19 protein-coding genes are annotated in these 17,209 nt (G+C 44.9%); 16 read left to right on the top strand and 3 right to left on the bottom strand.

Annotation, left to right across the window (positions count from 1 at the left end; translation table 11 throughout):
* Positions 1 to 6 precede the first annotated feature (6 nt).
* The 15 genes from metQ to BTA30_RS24415 all read left to right on the top strand — a co-directional run bounded on the left by metQ (position 7) and on the right by BTA30_RS24415 (position 14,133).
* Positions 7 to 837 (top strand): methionine ABC transporter substrate-binding lipoprotein MetQ, encoded by an 831-nt coding sequence (gene metQ, locus BTA30_RS08055; protein ID WP_076760725.1) that lies wholly within the window; start codon positions 7 to 9, stop codon positions 835 to 837.
* A gap of 87 nt (positions 838 to 924) precedes the next feature.
* Positions 925 to 1,308: a carboxymuconolactone decarboxylase family protein gene (locus tag BTA30_RS08050; RefSeq protein WP_076760936.1), complete on the top strand. Its 384-nt coding sequence runs from the start codon at positions 925 to 927 to the stop codon at positions 1,306 to 1,308.
* A gap of 202 nt (positions 1,309 to 1,510) precedes the next feature.
* Entirely contained in the window at positions 1,511 to 1,648 is a 138-nt protein-coding gene (locus tag BTA30_RS23260; RefSeq protein ID WP_162274720.1) for a YuzK family famiily protein, read from the top strand.
* 121 nt (positions 1,649 to 1,769) lie between these two features.
* Positions 1,770 to 2,675 carry a cation diffusion facilitator family transporter gene (locus BTA30_RS08045; protein ID WP_076760724.1) on the top strand — a complete coding sequence of 302 codons (906 nt, stop codon included), beginning with the start codon at positions 1,770 to 1,772 and terminating at the stop codon, positions 2,673 to 2,675.
* A gap of 297 nt (positions 2,676 to 2,972) precedes the next feature.
* Positions 2,973 to 3,758, top strand: a complete 786-nt coding sequence (gene sufC, locus BTA30_RS08040; RefSeq protein ID WP_076760723.1) for a Fe-S cluster assembly ATPase SufC — start codon at positions 2,973 to 2,975, stop codon at positions 3,756 to 3,758.
* A gap of 17 nt (positions 3,759 to 3,775) precedes the next feature.
* On the top strand, positions 3,776 to 5,089 hold the full coding sequence (sufD, locus tag BTA30_RS08035; protein WP_076760722.1) for a Fe-S cluster assembly protein SufD: 1,314 nt from the start codon (positions 3,776 to 3,778) through the stop codon (positions 5,087 to 5,089).
* On the top strand, positions 5,089 to 6,309 hold the full coding sequence (sufS, locus tag BTA30_RS08030; RefSeq protein WP_076760721.1) for a cysteine desulfurase SufS: 1,221 nt from the start codon (positions 5,089 to 5,091) through the stop codon (positions 6,307 to 6,309). The genes sufD and sufS overlap by 1 nt, the downstream gene beginning before the upstream one ends.
* Positions 6,299 to 6,745 (top strand): Fe-S cluster assembly sulfur transfer protein SufU, encoded by a 447-nt coding sequence (sufU, locus tag BTA30_RS08025; protein WP_076760720.1) that lies wholly within the window; start codon positions 6,299 to 6,301, stop codon positions 6,743 to 6,745. The genes sufS and sufU overlap by 11 nt, the downstream gene beginning before the upstream one ends.
* A gap of 18 nt (positions 6,746 to 6,763) precedes the next feature.
* The gene (gene sufB / locus BTA30_RS08020; RefSeq protein WP_076760719.1) at positions 6,764 to 8,161 is read left to right on the top strand and encodes a Fe-S cluster assembly protein SufB; all 1,398 of its coding nucleotides are present in this window, start codon (positions 6,764 to 6,766) and stop codon (positions 8,159 to 8,161) included.
* A gap of 401 nt (positions 8,162 to 8,562) precedes the next feature.
* Positions 8,563 to 9,471: an EamA family transporter gene (locus BTA30_RS08015; RefSeq protein WP_076760718.1), complete on the top strand. Its 909-nt coding sequence runs from the start codon at positions 8,563 to 8,565 to the stop codon at positions 9,469 to 9,471.
* Positions 9,472 to 10,417: 946 nt separating this feature from the next.
* Positions 10,418 to 10,801 (top strand): hypothetical protein, encoded by a 384-nt coding sequence (locus BTA30_RS08010; RefSeq protein ID WP_076760717.1) that lies wholly within the window; start codon positions 10,418 to 10,420, stop codon positions 10,799 to 10,801.
* A gap of 55 nt (positions 10,802 to 10,856) precedes the next feature.
* Positions 10,857 to 11,717, top strand: coding sequence for a DMT family transporter (locus BTA30_RS08005; RefSeq protein WP_076760716.1), 861 nt, complete (start codon positions 10,857 to 10,859; stop codon positions 11,715 to 11,717).
* A 65-nt stretch (positions 11,718 to 11,782) separates the two neighbouring features.
* Entirely contained in the window at positions 11,783 to 12,907 is a 1,125-nt protein-coding gene (locus tag BTA30_RS08000) for an NAD(P)/FAD-dependent oxidoreductase (RefSeq protein ID WP_076760715.1), read from the top strand.
* 152 nt (positions 12,908 to 13,059) lie between these two features.
* A complete protein-coding gene (locus BTA30_RS07995; RefSeq protein ID WP_076760714.1) occupies positions 13,060 to 13,920 on the top strand; it encodes an FAD binding domain-containing protein in 861 nt (286 codons plus the stop codon).
* A gap of 87 nt (positions 13,921 to 14,007) precedes the next feature.
* On the top strand, positions 14,008 to 14,133 hold the full coding sequence (locus BTA30_RS24415; protein WP_411813138.1) for a hypothetical protein: 126 nt from the start codon (positions 14,008 to 14,010) through the stop codon (positions 14,131 to 14,133).
* A gap of 201 nt (positions 14,134 to 14,334) precedes the next feature.
* Here BTA30_RS24415 and BTA30_RS07990 read toward each other — a convergent pair whose 3' ends face one another.
* Positions 14,335 to 15,150 carry an endonuclease I family protein gene (locus BTA30_RS07990; protein WP_076760713.1) on the bottom strand — a complete coding sequence of 272 codons (816 nt, stop codon included), beginning with the start codon at positions 15,148 to 15,150 and terminating at the stop codon, positions 14,335 to 14,337.
* Positions 15,151 to 15,230: 80 nt separating this feature from the next.
* A complete protein-coding gene (locus tag BTA30_RS07985) occupies positions 15,231 to 16,277 on the bottom strand; it encodes an anthranilate phosphoribosyltransferase (RefSeq protein WP_076760712.1) in 1,047 nt (348 codons plus the stop codon).
* Between the two features lie 160 nt (positions 16,278 to 16,437).
* Here BTA30_RS07985 and BTA30_RS24105 point away from each other — a divergent pair, with 160 nt between their 5' ends.
* Entirely contained in the window at positions 16,438 to 16,569 is a 132-nt protein-coding gene (locus tag BTA30_RS24105) for a hypothetical protein (RefSeq protein ID WP_275667415.1), read from the top strand.
* Between the two features lie 34 nt (positions 16,570 to 16,603).
* Here BTA30_RS24105 and BTA30_RS07980 read toward each other — a convergent pair whose 3' ends face one another.
* Positions 16,604 to 17,188 (bottom strand): TetR/AcrR family transcriptional regulator, encoded by a 585-nt coding sequence (locus tag BTA30_RS07980; protein ID WP_076760711.1) that lies wholly within the window; start codon positions 17,186 to 17,188, stop codon positions 16,604 to 16,606.
* Between the last annotated feature and the right edge of the window lie 21 nt (positions 17,189 to 17,209).

Here is a 17,209-nt window from a genome sequence, read left to right as displayed (position 1 = left end):
ATCAACATGAAAAAAGGTTTATTAACTGCTTTATTCATCATTTTTGCCGGCGTTTTGGCTGCTTGCGGATCTTCTAGCAGCGAAGGTGATAAAGACAGCAAGGTCATCACTGTCGGAGCGACGCCGACGCCGCATGCCGAAATTCTTGAGGAAACAAAACCGCTTTTGAAAGAAAAAGGATACGAGCTTAAAATCGAGAAATTCACAGACTACAAACTGATCAACAAAGCGCTCGTTTCTAAAGATCTTGACGCGAACTACTTTCAGCATGTTCCATATCTTGAGCAGGAAATAAAAGAAAACAAAGACTATGATTTAGTTAATGTCGGTGCAGTCCATCTTGAGCCATTCGGCATCTACTCAAAAAAATATAAATCATTAAATGACCTGCCTGACGGTGCAACCATTATTATGAGCAACAACGCCGCTGAACAGGGCCGCATGCTGGCAATGCTTGAAAAAGCCGGCTTGATCAAGCTGAAATCAGGCATTGACAAAGTAGACGCAACGGTGAAGGATATTACGGAAAACAAGAAAAACCTAAACATCAAAAACAATGTCGCGCCTGAAATGACGGCAAAAGCATATGAAAACAATGAAGCTGACGCCGTGTTCATCAACGTGAACTATGCGATCCAAAACAAGCTGAATCCGAAAGAAGATTCAATTGAACTCGAATCTCCAAAAGACAATCCTTATGCAAACATCATTGCGGTGCGCAAAGGTGATGAAGATTCAGATAAAGTCAAAGCGCTTCTTGAAGTATTGCGTTCTGATGACATCAAAAAATTCATCGATGAAAAATACAAAGGCTCTGTCATTTCTGTATCTGAATAAAGGAAACAACCCCCGGTTTGCAGAAAACCGGGGTTTTTTCGCGTAATTTTTGAAATACGGGCCATACTAATGAAAAATGAATTGCAAATGGAGGAAGCAACCGTGAACCAGCATGAATCAGAAAGCATCATAGAATCCGCTCTGCAGGAATATAAAGCGGGAATCGGCATCTTTTCAGAGAAAATGCCGGGCATTGCATCCAAATACAATAAGTTTACTGAAGAATGTTTTAAACAAGGTGCATTAAGCGAAAAAGAAAAGCAGCTGATCGCACTTGGAATCAGCGTCAATACCCAGGATGAATATTGTATTATTTATCACATCAAAGGCTGTCTTGACTGCGGAGCGAAAGAAGAGGAAATTCTTGAAGCCGTCGGCGTCACCGCAGCATTTGGCGGAGGAGCAGCAATGAGCCAAGCCGTCACACTCGTGCTGCAGGCCATGGAAGAATTCCAACAAATGAAACACTGATCGAGAAATAAAAAGAATTTTCTATTCATCGCCTGTGAAATGCCGGAATATCGACAGAGATCAGCATATTTAAAGCATACTCATCTTTGCAGAGTCTGTATATAATTGGTATCATGTAAGAAAATCTCTGAGAGGATGATTCATTATTTGTTCAAGCCAAGATCAGCTTGACCTTGAATTTACGGCAGAAATGGAAAAAGCGATGCACAAGTCCCATGGCATGGGCTACCAAGAATACAGCAGAAGCCATGAGAATCGGCTCGAAGTCGAGAAAAGACGTGAAGAGCATTATCAAAAAGGCAAACAGATCGTTACAGATATGAAATTGATGAACGGATAAAGCAGAGGGCGGATGATATCCGCCCTTTTACATATCACTTGCGATAACAGTTGACCTGACAAAATGCAAAGGTTTAATATGAATATATGATCATATTATGATTTTTGGAGGAGGTTTCTCAATGAGCCATTCCCACAGCCACCACAACCATAATCATGCCCATCACGCCAGTAAAAAAGCGCTGCTGACCAGCTTTTGTCTAATTCTTACTTTTATGGCAGTTGAAATCATCGGCGGGATTTTGACAAACAGCCTCGCCCTTCTATCAGATGCCGGGCATATGCTCAGCGATGCCGCTGCACTGGGGTTAAGCCTGTTTGCCGTTATAGTTGGAGAAAAGGCGGCAACCGCAAACAAAACTTACGGATATAAGCGTTTTGAAATATTGGCCGCCTTTATCAATGGCATCACCTTGCTTGCGATCTCGCTTTATATTTTCTGGGAAGCGTTCCAGCGCTTTTTCAATCCGCCTGAAGTCGAAAGCTTCGGAATGCTGGGGATTGCAGTAATCGGACTGTTCATTAATATAGCCGCAGCTTGGGTGTTAATGAGAGGCGGTACAAGTGAAAACTTAAATATAAGGAGCGCATTTCTCCACGTAGTCGGCGATATGCTGGGCTCAGTCGGTGCCATCATCGCCGGGCTTTTGATGCTGTTTTTCAATTGGAATATCGCCGACCCGATTGCAAGCGTTCTTGTAGCTTTCTTGGTGCTTATAAGCGGCTGGCGTGTAGCAAAAGATTCGGTTCATGTTTTAATGGAAGGAAAGCCGAAGCATATCGACCTAGACGCGCTCAAAAAAGGGCTGCTTTCGATTCCGTCTGTGAAGGACATTCATGATCTCCATATTTGGTCGATTACATCTGATTTTCCGTCCTTAAGCTGCCATTTGACGGTCAGTGACAACAGTGACAGGGATAGAATCTTAAAACAAGTATCAGAATATCTAAAGAAAGAATTTAATTTGGAGCATGTAACCGTACAAATAGAAGGGGAGCATCATTCCCATCACGATTCATGCAATTGAGAACAAACCGTTTTCACAGCGGGCCGCATGTTTTTTAAGGATTTTGCTGCCGTTCTGATAAACCTCCCGGCAGACCTTCAGATTTCATGGAAATGTAAATAATCGTTTTTATTGGATGGCTATGGACAGGGGAAGTTTCTTGCCGTAATCTCTTTAAGAAAAAAACGATTTTTGTTACACTTGAAAACATGTACATGCAAAAGATAGAGACTTTTGTTGTATTCAATTTTCATTTGTTATAAAATTAGAATGAGAATAAATTGAGAATAATGATTATATATATTGGAGGTATATTTCATGGCTGCTTCGACATTAACAATCAAAGATCTTCACGTTGAGATTGAAGGGAAAGAGATTTTAAAGGGTGTAAACCTTGAAATAAAAGGCGGGGAATTCCACGCTGTCATGGGACCGAACGGAACGGGTAAATCGACTTTATCCGCGGCAATCATGGGGCATCCTAAGTACGAAGTGACAAAAGGCAGCATTCTGCTTGACGGCAAAGATGTTCTGGAAATGGAAGTGGACGAGCGCGCACAGGCCGGCTTGTTTTTGGCTATGCAGTATCCGAGTGAAATCAGCGGCGTCACAAATGCCGACTTCCTTCGTTCTGCCATCAATGCGCGCAGGGAAGAAGGAGACGAAATTTCTCTCATGAAATTTATCCGCACAATGGATAAAAACATGGAATTTCTTGAAATGGACCCTGACATGGCGCAGCGCTATTTGAATGAAGGATTTTCCGGCGGGGAGAAAAAGCGCAATGAAATCCTGCAGCTGATGATGATCGAACCTAAAATCGCCATCCTTGACGAAATCGACTCAGGCTTGGACATCGACGCTTTGAAAGTCGTATCAAAAGGAATCAACAAAATGCGCGGCGAGGACTTCGGCTGTCTGATCATCACGCACTATCAGCGCCTCTTAAACTACATCACGCCTGACCGTGTGCACGTGATGATGCAAGGCCGCGTCGTTAAATCAGGCGGTCCTGAGCTTGCACAGCGTCTAGAGGCGGAAGGATATGACTGGATTAAGCATGAACTGGGAATCGATGACGAAACTGTCGGTCAAGAAGCGTAAGCGTTAGGGGGATAAACATGACATTGGAAACAAAACTATCTGTTGATCGGGAATATGTCAAAAGCTTCTCTGAGAAGCATCAGGAACCGGCTTGGCTGCAAGACCTACGCTTAGATGCGCTTGAAAAAGCAGCAGATCTGCCGCTGCCTAAGCCTGATAAAACAAAAATCACAAATTGGAATTTCACACAGTTTGATAAGCATACTGTAGAAAATAAGCCGCTTGATTCCTTGAATGATCTTTCAGATGAAGTCAAATCGCTGATCGATCTTGAGAATGAAGACAAAACGCTCTATGTTCAAAGAGACCAAACACCGGCTTACCTGTCCCTTTCTAAAGAGCTTCAGGATAAAGGCGTGGTCTTTACAGATATTCATACTGCTTTCCGTGAACACGGCGAGCTTGTCAAAAAATACTTTATGAAAGACGGCGTTAAGGCTGATGAGCATAAATTAACGGCACTGCATGCAGCACTGCTGAACGGCGGAGCATTCCTCTATGTTCCGAAAAACGTCGAGCTTGAAGCTCCCGTTCAAGCGGTTTATGTCCATGAAAGCAACGATACTGCGCTGTTTAACCACGTGCTTATTGTTGCAGACGACAACAGTAAAGTCACGTATGTAGAAAACTACATCAGTACGGTCAACCCTAAAAAAGCCGTGTTCAACATTGTATCGGAAGTCATCACAGGCGCGAATGCCCGCGTCCAATACGGAGCGGTAGACAATCTTTCCGCCGGTGTTACCGCATATGTCAACCGCCGCGGAACAGCGCTTGGACGCGACAGCAAAATCGAGTGGGCGCTCGGTTTGATGAATGACGGAGACACCGTTTCAGAAAATACGACGAATCTCTATGGAGACGGCACGTTTGGCGATACAAAAACAGTTGTCGTCGGCAGAGGGGAACAAACCGAAAACTTTACGACACAGATCATTCATCACGGCAAGCATTCTGAAGGCTACATTTTAAAACACGGCGTCATGAAAGACTCCGCATCTTCGATCTTTAACGGCATCGGAAAAATCGAGCACGGCGCATCAAAATCAAATGCCGAACAGGAGTCGCGCGTACTCATGCTCAGCGAAAAAGCGCGCGGCGATGCGAACCCGATCCTTTTGATCGATGAAGATGACGTAACAGCGGGCCACGCTGCATCTGTCGGGCGCGTCGACCCTGTTCAGCTCTACTATTTAATGAGCCGCGGAATTTCGAAAGAAGAAGCAGAGCGCCTCGTCATTTACGGCTTCCTTGCACCGGTTGTCAACGAACTGCCGATCGAAGGCGTGAAAAAGCAGCTCGTCTCTGTAATTGAAAGGAAAGTAAAATAATGAATGTCAAAGATATTCGCGAACAGTTTCCGATTCTCCACCAGCAGGTCAACGGACACGATCTTGTTTATTTGGACAGCGCGGCTACATCTCAAAAGCCGCGTGCTGTCATCGACACGCTTGATGAGTATTATAAATCTTATAATTCTAATGTCCATCGCGGCGTTCATACATTGGGAACGAAAGCAACCGATGGATATGAAGGGGCACGTGAGAAGGTCAGGAAGTTTATAAACGCGAAATCGATGCAGGAAATTATTTTTACGCGGGGCACGACAACGGCCCTAAACACGGTTGCACTCAGCTATGCCCGCGCCAACTTGAAGCCTGGTGATGAAGTCGTTATTACCCCGATGGAGCACCATGCGAATATTATTCCATGGCAGCAGGCGGTGAAAGCAACCGGCGCAACCTTGAAATACATTCCGCTGCAGGAAGACGGAACCATTTCTTTGGGTGACGTCAGACAGACGGTGACAGCCAACACGAAAATTGTGTCAGCTGCCCATGTATCAAATGTGCTTGGAACGGTCAACCCGATCAAGGAAATCGCCAAAATCGCCCATGAAAACGGTGCGGTGATGGTCGTTGACGGTGCGCAAAGCACACCGCATATGAAGATCGACGTCCAGGATTTGGATTGTGATTTCTTTACCTTTTCAGCCCACAAAATGTGTGGTCCGACCGGGATCGGGGTATTGTATGGTAAAAAAGGATTGCTTGAAAACATGGAGCCCGCAGAATTCGGCGGAGAAATGATTGATTTTGTCGGTCTTTACGAGTCGACTTGGAAGGAGCTGCCTTGGAAATTCGAAGCCGGCACACCGATTATTGCGGGTGCAATCGGTTTGGGTGCAGCGATTGACTTCCTTGAAGACATCGGACTCGATGAAATTTCCGAGCATGAACATCGTCTTGCTGTATACGCACTGGAACGGTTTGAAGAGCTTGAAGGCGCTGCTGTATACGGTCCGAAACAGCGGGCAGGACTTGTGACATTCAACCTTGAAGATGTTCATCCGCACGATGTCGCAACTGTGCTTGATGCAGAAGGAGTGGCCGTCAGAGCCGGACATCACTGTGCACAGCCTTTGATGAAATGGCTGAATGTTTCCGCTACTGCAAGAGCAAGCTTTTATCTGTATAATACAGAAGAAGACATCGATAAGCTGATTGAAGCTCTTCATAAGACAAAGGAGTATTTCACAAATGTCTTTTAATGTAAACTTGGATACACTGTATCGGCAGGTGATTATGGATCACTACAAAAATCCGAGAAATAAAGGGGTTTTAAATGACAGCATTGTCGTTGACATGAACAATCCGACATGCGGTGACCGGATCAGACTGACGATGAAGGTAACAGACAATAAAGTAGAAGATGCAAAATTTGAAGGTGAAGGCTGTTCCATTTCCATGGCATCCGCTTCCATGATGACGCAGGCGATTAAAGGAAAAGACGTGGAGACCGCCCTTCAGATGTCACAGATCTTTTCAGATATGATGCAGGGCAAAGACTACGACGATTCGATCGACTTGGGCGATATCGAAGCCCTTCAAGGCGTTTCAAAGTTTCCAGCCCGGATTAAATGTGCAACCCTTTCATGGAAAGCACTTGAAAAAGGCGTTGCAAAAGAAGAAAGCGATAATGAATAAAGATTGGAGTGAAAATGGATGGCCAAGAAAATGCCGGATATCGGCGAATATAAATACGGTTTTGCCGACAAAGACGTTTCCATTTTCCGTTCAGAGCGGGGATTGACAAAAGAAATCGTTGAAGAAATTTCACGCATGAAAGAAGAGCCAGAGTGGATGCTCGATTTTCGCCTGAAATCTCTTGAACACTTTTACAATATGCCAATGCCGCAATGGGGCGGGGATTTAAACTCATTAAACTTTGACGAAATCACGTACTATGTAAAACCTTCTGAGCGTTCAGAAAGATCATGGGATGAAGTTCCTGAGGAAATCAAACAGACATTTGACAAACTTGGGATTCCCGAAGCTGAACAAAAATATTTGGCCGGTGTATCCGCGCAGTATGAATCAGAAGTTGTTTATCACAACATGAAGGAAGACCTTGAGTCTCAAGGCATCGTCTTCAAAGACACAGACAGCGCCCTCAAAGAAAATGAAGACATTTTCCGCGAGCACTGGGCAAAAGTCATCCCGCCGACTGACAACAAATTCTCGGCCCTTAACTCAGCGGTATGGTCCGGCGGATCATTCATCTACGTGCCAAAAGGCGTAAAAGTCGATACTCCGCTGCAAGCGTACTTCCGCATCAACTCAGAAAACATGGGTCAGTTTGAACGGACGCTGATCATCGTTGACGAAGGCGCGCACGTTCACTATGTAGAGGGATGTACTGCACCTGTTTACACAACGAACTCCCTTCACAGCGCGGTCGTTGAAATCATCGTCAAAGACGGCGGATACTGCCGCTATACAACGATTCAAAACTGGGCAAACAACGTCTTTAACCTTGTGACAAAGCGTGCTGTTTGCGAAGCAAATGCGACAATGGAATGGATCGACGGAAACATCGGCTCCAAGCTGACAATGAAATATCCTGCCGTTATTTTGAAAGGCGAAGGCGCGCGCGGTATGACGCTCAGCATCGCATTGGCAGGCAAAGGACAGCATCAGGATGCAGGCGCGAAAATGATTCACCTTGCACCGAATACGTCATCAACGATTGTTTCAAAATCGATTTCTAAACAAGGCGGAAAAGTCACATACCGCGGAATCGTCCACTTCGGACGCAAAGCCGAAGGCGCCCGCTCAAACATCGAATGTGACACGCTGATCATGGATAACAAATCAACTTCTGATACGATTCCTTACAATGAAATCTTGAATGACAACATTTCATTAGAGCACGAAGCAAAGGTTTCCAAAGTATCTGAAGAGCAGCTCTTCTACTTGATGAGCCGCGGCATTTCTGAAGAAGAAGCGACAGAAATGATCGTCATGGGCTTCATCGAGCCGTTCACAAAAGAACTGCCAATGGAATACGCGGTTGAAATGAACCGTCTTATCAAATTCGAGATGGAAGGGTCCATCGGTTAATCAGCTTAAACCCTTGTCACTACAACGTTAGTGATGAGGGTTTTCGTTTGATTTTTAATCCTGTGCCCCATTTGCACCCTCTCAGATTATATTGTCATCTATTCTTACCTGTTTGTATACTACACTGGATATAATGAAGAAGTTAATAGTTGTACAATTAAAGCATATTATACCAATCGGTTCAACAGCTCTCTTCTTGACAATTTTTTATATACGGGTTAGTATTTCTAACGGATAACTCATCACATATAACAAAACCATTTTGGATTTGTGGACTTTTCAAGGGAGATTTTCTCTCTTTTTTCGCCACACACTTATGATTTCATAAGTGTGTGGTTTTTCTTTTTATTCATACCTAAACTTATAACCAAATTTCTTACCTTTTGGAGAGGGGAATAAAGATGAAGAACTGGACATTTCCTGTAGCTGTTTTTTTAGGAGGAGCGTGCTTTGGGGTATTATCGACTTTTGTAAAATTAGCCTATGAGCAAGGCTTTGAATTATCAGAAGTAACCGGCAGTCAATTTTTAGTAGGGACGATTCTAATCTGGCTTCTTGTTTTATTTACCAAAAAAGAAAAAATTTCAATTAAACGGTTTATCCTTATAGCCTTAGGCGGTATACCAATGGGTCTTACAGGTATTTTTTATTACCAATCGCTGCAAACATTAGACGCATCCTTGGCAATTATCTTCTTATTTCAATTCGTTTGGATTGGAACATTATTAGAATATGTTATTGATCAGAAAAAACCTAGCAAGCAAAAGCTAATTGCAATTGGTATCATTTTAATCGGTTCAATTTTCTCTGCAGGCGTCTTATCTTTTCAATTTACGAAAATCTCGTTAATTGGTATGGTATGGGGATTAATAGCAGCATGCTCTTTCTCTGCCTTTGCATACGTAAGCGGAACAGTCGGAAAAGAGCTGCCACCGATTCAAAGAAGTGCAACGTTTACAATTGGCGGACTAATCATTACATTCCTAATTTTCCCTCCTGTCTTTTTATTCGATCCAAATACCGTCTCAGCCATTGCACCATTCGGATTATTTCTTGGTTTGTTTGGTGTCACCTTGCCGCCATTATTTTTTTCGATTGGCATGCCTTATGTTGGTGCTGGACTTGGAACGATCTTGTCATCTTCTGAATTACCGGTGGCCTTATGTATGTCATTAGTTTTTTTAGATGAGCAGTTTCAGCTCACTCAGTGGATAGGAGTCTGCATTGTCATCGCTGGTATTATTTACGGAAACAAGCCCCATTCGATTCGAGATTCCAATAAAAGCCAAGAAGAAATGAAGACTGGTTAAAGCTTTATATACCGTTCAAAAGAACCCTTCTGTCCGAAAGACAGAGGGGTATTTGTCTTTCTCTATTCCTTATTAATAAGCTGAAGTTGAAAATTTCCCCACTTCTAAATGAGTGTATAGATCAAAATTGAGATTTTACTTGTTGGGTCCCATTTGGAGATATGGAATCAGAAATAAAAAAAGCAGTACCATTCAATGTGCCAGTTGCTGTTATATCACAATCTATGTACGGAGCATTGGACGGGGGTAAAGTATTGGATCTAATGTTGATTTACAGAAAAGAGGGAAGTAATTCAAAATGGATCAAATCATGAAGTTCATGACTGAATCACCTTACACCCACTTTATTATTCAGTTCTCTTCTGATACATTAAACGTTAGGTTCTTCAGAAAGGAGATCACATCCATAAAAATGATCGAGGATACCGTGGATTTTTTGATGATGGTGTCATTTTGTTTAGAAGGTTAATCGACCTTACTAAGAACCCTGACATGACATTGGAGAGCCAAAAAGCTGTTCTATCAACAGTTGACACTGATGACATATCAAACAGTGATACGAAAGACTCCGTATATCACGAAAGAAGAATTTCAAAAGTACCACCAACAACAGTACGAATTTCAAAAGGCCTTATTCGAAGAAATCGAAAAAAACGAACGAGCATAGTCGTCTTTTAATATCTATCGCCAAATAGGGAAGGGAATAATTGGTTAAAAAAACATAACATAAAAATGAAAACTTCCGCCTGACTTAACAAGGTGAAGCTGCTAAATGATAAAGGCTCGGGTTGTTATGGATTGCCAGTGTTATTTTTCTTGTCCCGGCAACTCCCCTCTTTTAAAAAAGGTTTTCTCCCTATCAAAAAGTTCAATTGTTGAATAATAATAAATGTGATATTTTCATAATGTGAAATAATTACCATAGAAAAACAGAAAGGATTTTTTGATGAAGGTATTCACAAGGGCTTTCATAATTGCCGCGATTTTCATTGTGCCGCTTTTTTCAGCCAGTACAGAAGCCTTTGCCATGCCTTCCAAAGGCGCGGTGAAATTCAGGACAGATGCCAATACATATACGAAATCCGCCACCTCGATCGTTGTCACCGGAAGAAGTCCTGTTACGGGAACGATGATCGCCGTCCGGCTGTTAAATAAAAAAGGGAATGTCATGATCTATCGAGATGTTCACTTAACTCGCGGAAAGCCTCATTTTCGGGTGAGCTTCCCGACGAAAAAGCTTAAACCAGGCAAATATGACGTCTGGGTGGATGCCGTCAGAGGCAAGAGATGGCACGGGGAATTAAAGTATTACATCGTCATCAAACATTGAGCTCTTAACATGGCACTGTGAACCGCAGGCCTTAATGCGTGAGGAGGGTTGTTAAATGACTGCCGCGGGATTTTGCGTCTTGTTATTATCTGCATTTATCCATGCATCATGGAACTACCTTTCTAAAAAAGCCGATGGCGGCGTTCCGTTTATCTGGCTGTTCACAGCGATAGCAGCCGTTGTCTACACACCTTTAGCCATAGGTGTTGTCATATATGAAAAGCCTGAGATCGGCACCTGGCAGCTTGTCATCATCATGGCGAGCATCCTTGCTCACTTGGGCTTTTTTCTAGTTCTACAAAAGGGGTACAAAAAGGGCGACCTTTCCCTCGTCTATCCGATCGCAAGGGGCACAGGCCCGCTGCTCACCTGCGTGCTGGCGGTTATCGTTTTTGGCGAGACATTGACGCTGCCCGCTTTTATAGGAATTCTTTTGATTGTGGTAAGCATTCTTTTTTTTACAGGGGGAGCCAAGCGCTTAAAAGAATCGGGCTCACTCACGCCGATCCTTTACGGACTGGCTGTCGGCGGTATGATTGCAGCATATACCATCCTTGATAAAGCAGCGGTCAGCCGGTTTCTCATTCCGCCTTTGCTGCTGGATTATTGCAATACGCTCGGCCGCCTGATTATACTGACTCCTTTTGCTTTAAAAAGCTGGAGCGAAGTCCGGTTTGAGTGGAAGCATCACCGGATGGAAGCCGCCGGAGTGGGAATTTTTAATTCTTTGGCTTATATTTTGGCGCTGAGTGTCATGGTGTTTGCCCCGGTTAGTTATGTAGCGCCGGTTCGCGAAATCAGCATTTTAATCGGACCGGTTATGGGGGCGGTCCTTTTGTCGGAAGGTTTCGGACGATTGAGGATCATCGCGGCTGTCTTTATGGTGCTTGGCGTGATATCGGTAGCCATCGGATAGGTTGTGTTTCATTGATACGATCCGTTATATTTGTAGAATAAACAGAAATGGAAAAGGTGTTTGTAATGAAATCTTATATTGTAGTCGGAGCTGGAATTCTCGGAGCTTCCGCCGCTTATCATCTGGCGAAATCCGGCGCAGATGTCACATTAATTGATCGTCAAGATCAGGGAAGGGCGACAGATGCCGCGGCGGGAATCGTTTGCCCCTGGCTTTCGCAGCGCAGAAATCAGGCATGGTACAAGCTGGCAAAAGGCGGTGCAAGATACTACACCGATTTGATCAAGCAGCTGGAAGCTGATGGAGAATCAGATACGGGATATAAACGAACAGGCGCCATCAGCCTGCATACAGACGAGCGAAAGCTGGATCAAATGGAAGAACGCGCTCATATGCGACGCAAGGATGCGCCTGAGATCGGCGAAATTGCCCGTTTATCGCCTGCCGCCACAAAGCGCTTATTTCCGCCTTTGGCAGATGGATATGGCTCCGTTCATATCAGCGGAGCAGCGCGGGTAAACGGAAAAGCCCTGCGGCGCTCGCTCGTGAATGCCGCCCAAAAACACGGGGCAGCTGTTTTGAAGGGAAATGCTTCTTTACTGTATGAAGATCATCGTGTCACAGGGGTTCGGGCGGATGATAGAACGATACATGCTGATCAGGTGCTGATAACGGCCGGTGCATGGGCAAGCGAGCTGCTGAAGCCGTTGGGGCTCAATTTTTTAGTGACCTATCAGAAAGCGCAAATCATCCATCTTCGTCTGTCTGACGCTGATACCGGCAGCTGGCCTGTTGTCATGCCTCCGCATGATCAGTATATTCTTGCGTTTGAAGATGGGAGGATCGTTGCCGGAGCAACCCATGAAAATGAGGCCGAACTCGGTGACTGCCGCGTAACAGCAGGCGGGCTTCATGACATTTTCAAAAAGGCGCTCGCGATTGCTCCCGGACTGGAGAATGGGATGATGCTTGAAGCGCGGGTAGGATTCAGACCGTTCACACCTGGCTTTCTGCCTGTGATCGGCCCGCTCTCAAACGTAAGCGGACTGTTGATCGCCAACGGCCTCGGCGCCTCAGGGCTGACTTCAGGCCCTTATCTTGGGAGGGAGCTTGCAAAGCTTGCGCTTGGAGAGCCGCTTGAGATCGATGTCGGTCTATATGATCCAGCCGGTGCGCTGGATATTTCATAATCAGTGATAAAAACGTTCACTCTTTTTAGAGGAGTGAACGTTTTTTCTTTTCAATATCAGTTGTAAAGGACGGTTTCAGCCAGTATACATAAAAAGGGAAATTATGTTATATTGGTTTTCGGCTGATTGGACAAATAAAGGAGGACTCCGGTATGTTTCCATTTGATTTTGAGTATTACCGGCCGGCATCTGCAAAAGAAGCTGCTCAGCTGTTTCAGAGGCTGGATGGCGAGGGGAAGCAGCCGGCTTATGTTTCAGGCGACACAGAGCATCTGGCGCTTGGCCGTTTCAACAGGATGAACACAAAAGCGGTGATCGATATTAAAGAGGTACCTGAGTGCCGGGTTTTCAAGTCCGGGAAAAAACATCTTACAATAGGCGCGGCCTTAACTTTAACGGAAATATCGGAAAGCGTTGACTTTCCTTTATTGTGCAGTGCTGCGAGAGGTGTGGCCGATCATGCGGCTCGAAAACGAATTACGCTTGGCGGCAATATATGCGGGGAGGTTTTTTATCGGGAAGCTGTTTTGCCATTTTTGTTGACCGACAGCCAAGTCATGACACTTGACGCAAAAGGAGTGAATTTGTATCTAATCCATGATGTATTTAATAAACAGCTTCAGCTGAATGATGGAGAGATGCTCCTCCTGCTTCTGACAGAAAAACGCTATCTCAATCTCCCTTTTGCCAATATTAAAGTGCGCAGGCATTGGGCAAAGGGCTATCCGCTGGTGACCATAGCAGCAATCAAAATCGACGATCATGTTCGCGCCGCATTTAGCGGAGTCTGTCCGTTTCCTTTTCGGTCATCGATGATAGAAGAGATATTAAATGATCAGCAGCTTACCATTGATGAAAAGGTACAGCAAGCGATCAGACATTTGCCTGAGCCTATTTTGGATGATGATCATTGTTCTGCCGACTACTTGAAATTTGTCGTGAAGCATACGCTGATCGACGTTCTCGGTATGCTGGAAAATGGCAAACAGCAAGAAGAGATTGAAGGCAGATGATGTGCGGCTACAACCAATTGGCCTGAGCCGCCGATTTTTTCGAAAGTAGAATGCCATCACGGGAAATTCAGCAGGCGGCAAATCCTCATGACATTTATCATCATCCGGCCAATCCATTTGCAGCCGGCTTTAACGGTTCGCCTTGAGATTCCGAAGGAAAAAAGCAGGGCGCTAAGACCCCTGAAGGAAGTTGGTTCTGGACGTCAGGCCTGAACATGTTAAAGAACTAGGACAGCTGCAGAGAGCAAATTTTCAGGCGAAAATCGAATAGAACAAAAAACACGGGGTCTAAACAAAGTTCTGACTTCGGGAGAGAAAATCGGATTTATGACGCCTTTTTGATCTGCGGACAGAAGCAGTCATTTGAGAACGAAGGCGCTTTATCAAAATAGAAAAGCGCCTTCGTTTATCAAGCTAAAGCTCCGGGTGCCAAATCTCTTCGGCCCATTCAGGATGATCAATGAATGGGTTGCGGTTATGCTGATATTGTTCATAAATGATGTCATTTCTTTTTCTTTCCAGATCATCAACAGGGTCTTCTTTATGCCATTTCAGCAAGACCGCCATTTTGCCGTGAAAAGGCAGAGAACCGTTGCCCGTTTTGTCATTCATTTCGAGATCGGGGTGACCGTCCTCGCCTTCATAGCGGACGGCCATGTAGAAAATCATTCTGGCGACATCGCCTTTCACACGGCTGTCCGGCTCCCATGAATCACCGTCATAATAATTATCGGGATCACCCGGATATGGACTGCCTCCTTCGTCAAAGTCCAGATTTCCCCGGGCGGAATTCGTTTGCACATCACTTGGCCTGATATGATGCAAATCTGTTCCGGGCCCTTTGCTCGTGCCGAAATCTCCGTGTGATTTAGCCCAGACGTGCTCGCGGTTCCAGTCGCCTATTTGTCCTCCGTTTGCATCTTTGGAGCGGGATTCCCCGGAATACAAGAGAAGGACATGATGTTGAGCTGCCGGATCTTCGTCTGTTTCTTTCAACGCATCCCAGATTTCGCTGTAAGAAAGTTCAGTATGATCATCGATCGTCTCATGTAGCGCTTGTTTCAAATCCTCTCCCGTTTTCCCTTGTGTCTGCTGGTAGTAATCTGCTGGAACGGACGATAAGCAAAGCGATGTCTTTAATGGGAAAAGCGAGAAGGCATCTGCTTTTTCAAAGGGAGTGAACACGGCTGACAACATGAAAATAAACGGTATGACAAACATGCGGTTCATCGTCTGAAACCTCCTTTTTCATTTGTTTTCATTATCCAATGATTTCATGAAAAGGGAATGTCATTTTGATTACGATTTTCTTACTGTCTTGTAAATGACGCTCTCCACTTTCTGAGGAGATTCAAGCCTGCCTTCTCTTGAAGCTGATGTTCTGTGATCCGGATGCCTTCTTCAATTGTCGGGCAAACCTTGAATAAATAGCAGCGCAATGCCGTATTCATGATGACCTGTTTTCTTTCATACTCCACATCCGGCGATTCATCTCCTGAGAGGACAGCCACGATTTTTTCTGCCTGTTCTTCTGCCGGGAGAGGCTTTTTCAGCTTGGATTCATCCACATGCAGTCCGAATTCTTCCGGTTTTAAAATAAATGAGGTCATCCCGCCGTCCTTTATCGAAAACACAAAGCTTCCGCGGTGTACAGGAACATCCTCAGAACCCTCTGCTCCTTGAACGATAAATACTTCCTGATATGAAAGGTGTTGAAAGACGGGATACATTTTTTGAATGGCCGTCCTGTGAAAAGCTCCCATCATGAGTTTGCCTGAGGCTGAGAAGTTCACCAGTTTTTCGGCTGTATTCAGAATGGTGCGGACGCCGATTTCCTCGCGGATCTGCCGAATCCGCAAAAACGGTTTGCACAGTTTCTCAGCTGCGGCAAACCCGATTGAAAGCCGCTCCAGCGTTTTTGCCGTCTGGCAGGCATCAGCCTCAGGGAAGATTCCCAATTTGTTCAGCACTTCCTTCAAGCTTGTCGCATATTTGGGCGGCAGGGCATCACTGCTGTGTAAAAATGAAGGAATACCGTTTTCCGCGAGAAGAATCGAAACGGGAATGGTTGCCAGAAAAGAGTGTCTTCCTGTATAGGGCCCGGCAAAGTCGATCAGCTTCTCTTGAACCGCTTGAGGAAGAAGCAATTGTTCAGATTGCTCCCTTAATGCTTCGACAAAAGCGAGCAGCTCTTCAGGGGATTCCGTTTTAATGCGTTCCGCTATCAAAAAGGCTGCAGTCTGAGCAGGGCTTGCTGTGCCTGTCATGATCGCTTCGGCAGCCTGCTTTGCTTCTTCATAAGTTAAATCCCTGGCGCCTCTTTTGCCTCTTGCTGTTTCTTTAATCCACTGCTGCAATGTAACACCTCTCCTTTATCTGCTTATCTTTCTTATGACTTTACATGAAAATGCTGAAATGGAATAGTGGGGATTTTCTCGCGCTGGGCCTCATTCGGACTTTCGTTGCCGGATAAATTCAAGGGAGATGGCCAAGTCTTTCAACGAAGGATTTAAATAAGTGCTCGTCGGCGCGATGGGTTGGGGTATCGTAAGGACCGTAGTTGTCGTGATGGCTGAAAGGCAAATGATGGACGCGATGCAGCAGGGGGAAGAATGGCTGAAAACGAAAGGATATTCACAGACCCGCTAAAAAATTGAAACAGCCTGGTGTCAGGCTGTTTCATTCATTTCAAAGTATTCAATTGCCTTGTCAACACAGAGTCGATCTTATCAGCTGTGATGCGTTCAGGCTCAAGGAGCGCATGAAGCGCCAATCCGTCAACCAGTGCATACAGCCGTTCTATTTCCTCCCCTGCATCCATTTCCGGCATTGCCCCTGATCGGCTGAGCGTTTCGACAGCCAGCTTGCAGGCAGAATAAATTTCCTCATTCATCTCCTTCCTTAACGGTCTGAGTGCCGGATCACTGAGCGATTTAGCTGTAAAAGAAAACCACGCTTCCATTTCCAGCCTTCTTTCTTCATCTGCGGGCAAAAGCTGGAGAAGAAGCTGTTTGATACACTCAGCCGGTGTTCCTGTAAATCTCATATTTTCGATTCGCACTTTTACCCTGTTTGTGACAAGCTTCATCGAGTAAATCAACAGTTCAGACTGGTTCGGGAAGTAGTGCCGCAAAGAACCTGCGGAGAGTCCGGCCTCCTTTGCGATTTTTCGGACGGTGCACTGTTCCAGCCCTTCTCTGTGAATGACATTCCAAACGGCTTCGGCTATCTTTTCTTTTTGTTTTTCATGATCAACGATTTTTGGCATATATTTATTATAACACGGTTG

The organism is Bacillus swezeyi (assembly GCF_001969815.1).
GTDB lineage: Bacteria > Bacillota > Bacilli > Bacillales > Bacillaceae > Bacillus > Bacillus swezeyi.
The sequence above is the reverse complement of the archived record's forward strand: the minus strand, read 5'-3'. Positions and strand labels throughout refer to the sequence as shown.

Excerpts from the sequence above, each read along its gene's own strand:
- metQ (WP_076760725.1), top strand. The coding sequence starts at position 7 with ATGAAAAAAGGTTTATTAACTGCTTTATTCATCATTTTTGCCGGCGTT.
- BTA30_RS08050 (WP_076760936.1), top strand. The coding sequence starts at position 925 with ATGGAGGAAGCAACCGTGAACCAGCATGAATCAGAAAGCATCATAGAA.
- BTA30_RS23260 (WP_162274720.1), top strand. The coding sequence starts at position 1,511 with ATGCACAAGTCCCATGGCATGGGCTACCAAGAATACAGCAGAAGCCAT.
- BTA30_RS08045 (WP_076760724.1), top strand. The coding sequence starts at position 1,770 with ATGAGCCATTCCCACAGCCACCACAACCATAATCATGCCCATCACGCC.
- sufC (WP_076760723.1), top strand. The coding sequence starts at position 2,973 with ATGGCTGCTTCGACATTAACAATCAAAGATCTTCACGTTGAGATTGAA.
- sufD (WP_076760722.1), top strand. The coding sequence starts at position 3,776 with ATGACATTGGAAACAAAACTATCTGTTGATCGGGAATATGTCAAAAGC.
- sufS (WP_076760721.1), top strand. The coding sequence starts at position 5,089 with ATGAATGTCAAAGATATTCGCGAACAGTTTCCGATTCTCCACCAGCAG.
- sufU (WP_076760720.1), top strand. The coding sequence starts at position 6,299 with ATGTCTTTTAATGTAAACTTGGATACACTGTATCGGCAGGTGATTATG.
- sufB (WP_076760719.1), top strand. The coding sequence starts at position 6,764 with ATGGCCAAGAAAATGCCGGATATCGGCGAATATAAATACGGTTTTGCC.
- BTA30_RS08015 (WP_076760718.1), top strand. The coding sequence starts at position 8,563 with ATGAAGAACTGGACATTTCCTGTAGCTGTTTTTTTAGGAGGAGCGTGC.
- BTA30_RS08010 (WP_076760717.1), top strand. The coding sequence starts at position 10,418 with ATGAAGGTATTCACAAGGGCTTTCATAATTGCCGCGATTTTCATTGTG.
- BTA30_RS08005 (WP_076760716.1), top strand. The coding sequence starts at position 10,857 with ATGACTGCCGCGGGATTTTGCGTCTTGTTATTATCTGCATTTATCCAT.
- BTA30_RS08000 (WP_076760715.1), top strand. The coding sequence starts at position 11,783 with ATGAAATCTTATATTGTAGTCGGAGCTGGAATTCTCGGAGCTTCCGCC.
- BTA30_RS07995 (WP_076760714.1), top strand. The coding sequence starts at position 13,060 with ATGTTTCCATTTGATTTTGAGTATTACCGGCCGGCATCTGCAAAAGAA.
- BTA30_RS24415 (WP_411813138.1), top strand. The coding sequence starts at position 14,008 with ATGACATTTATCATCATCCGGCCAATCCATTTGCAGCCGGCTTTAACG.
- BTA30_RS07990 (WP_076760713.1), bottom strand. The coding sequence starts at position 15,150 with ATGAACCGCATGTTTGTCATACCGTTTATTTTCATGTTGTCAGCCGTG.
- BTA30_RS07980 (WP_076760711.1), bottom strand. The coding sequence starts at position 17,188 with ATGCCAAAAATCGTTGATCATGAAAAACAAAAAGAAAAGATAGCCGAA.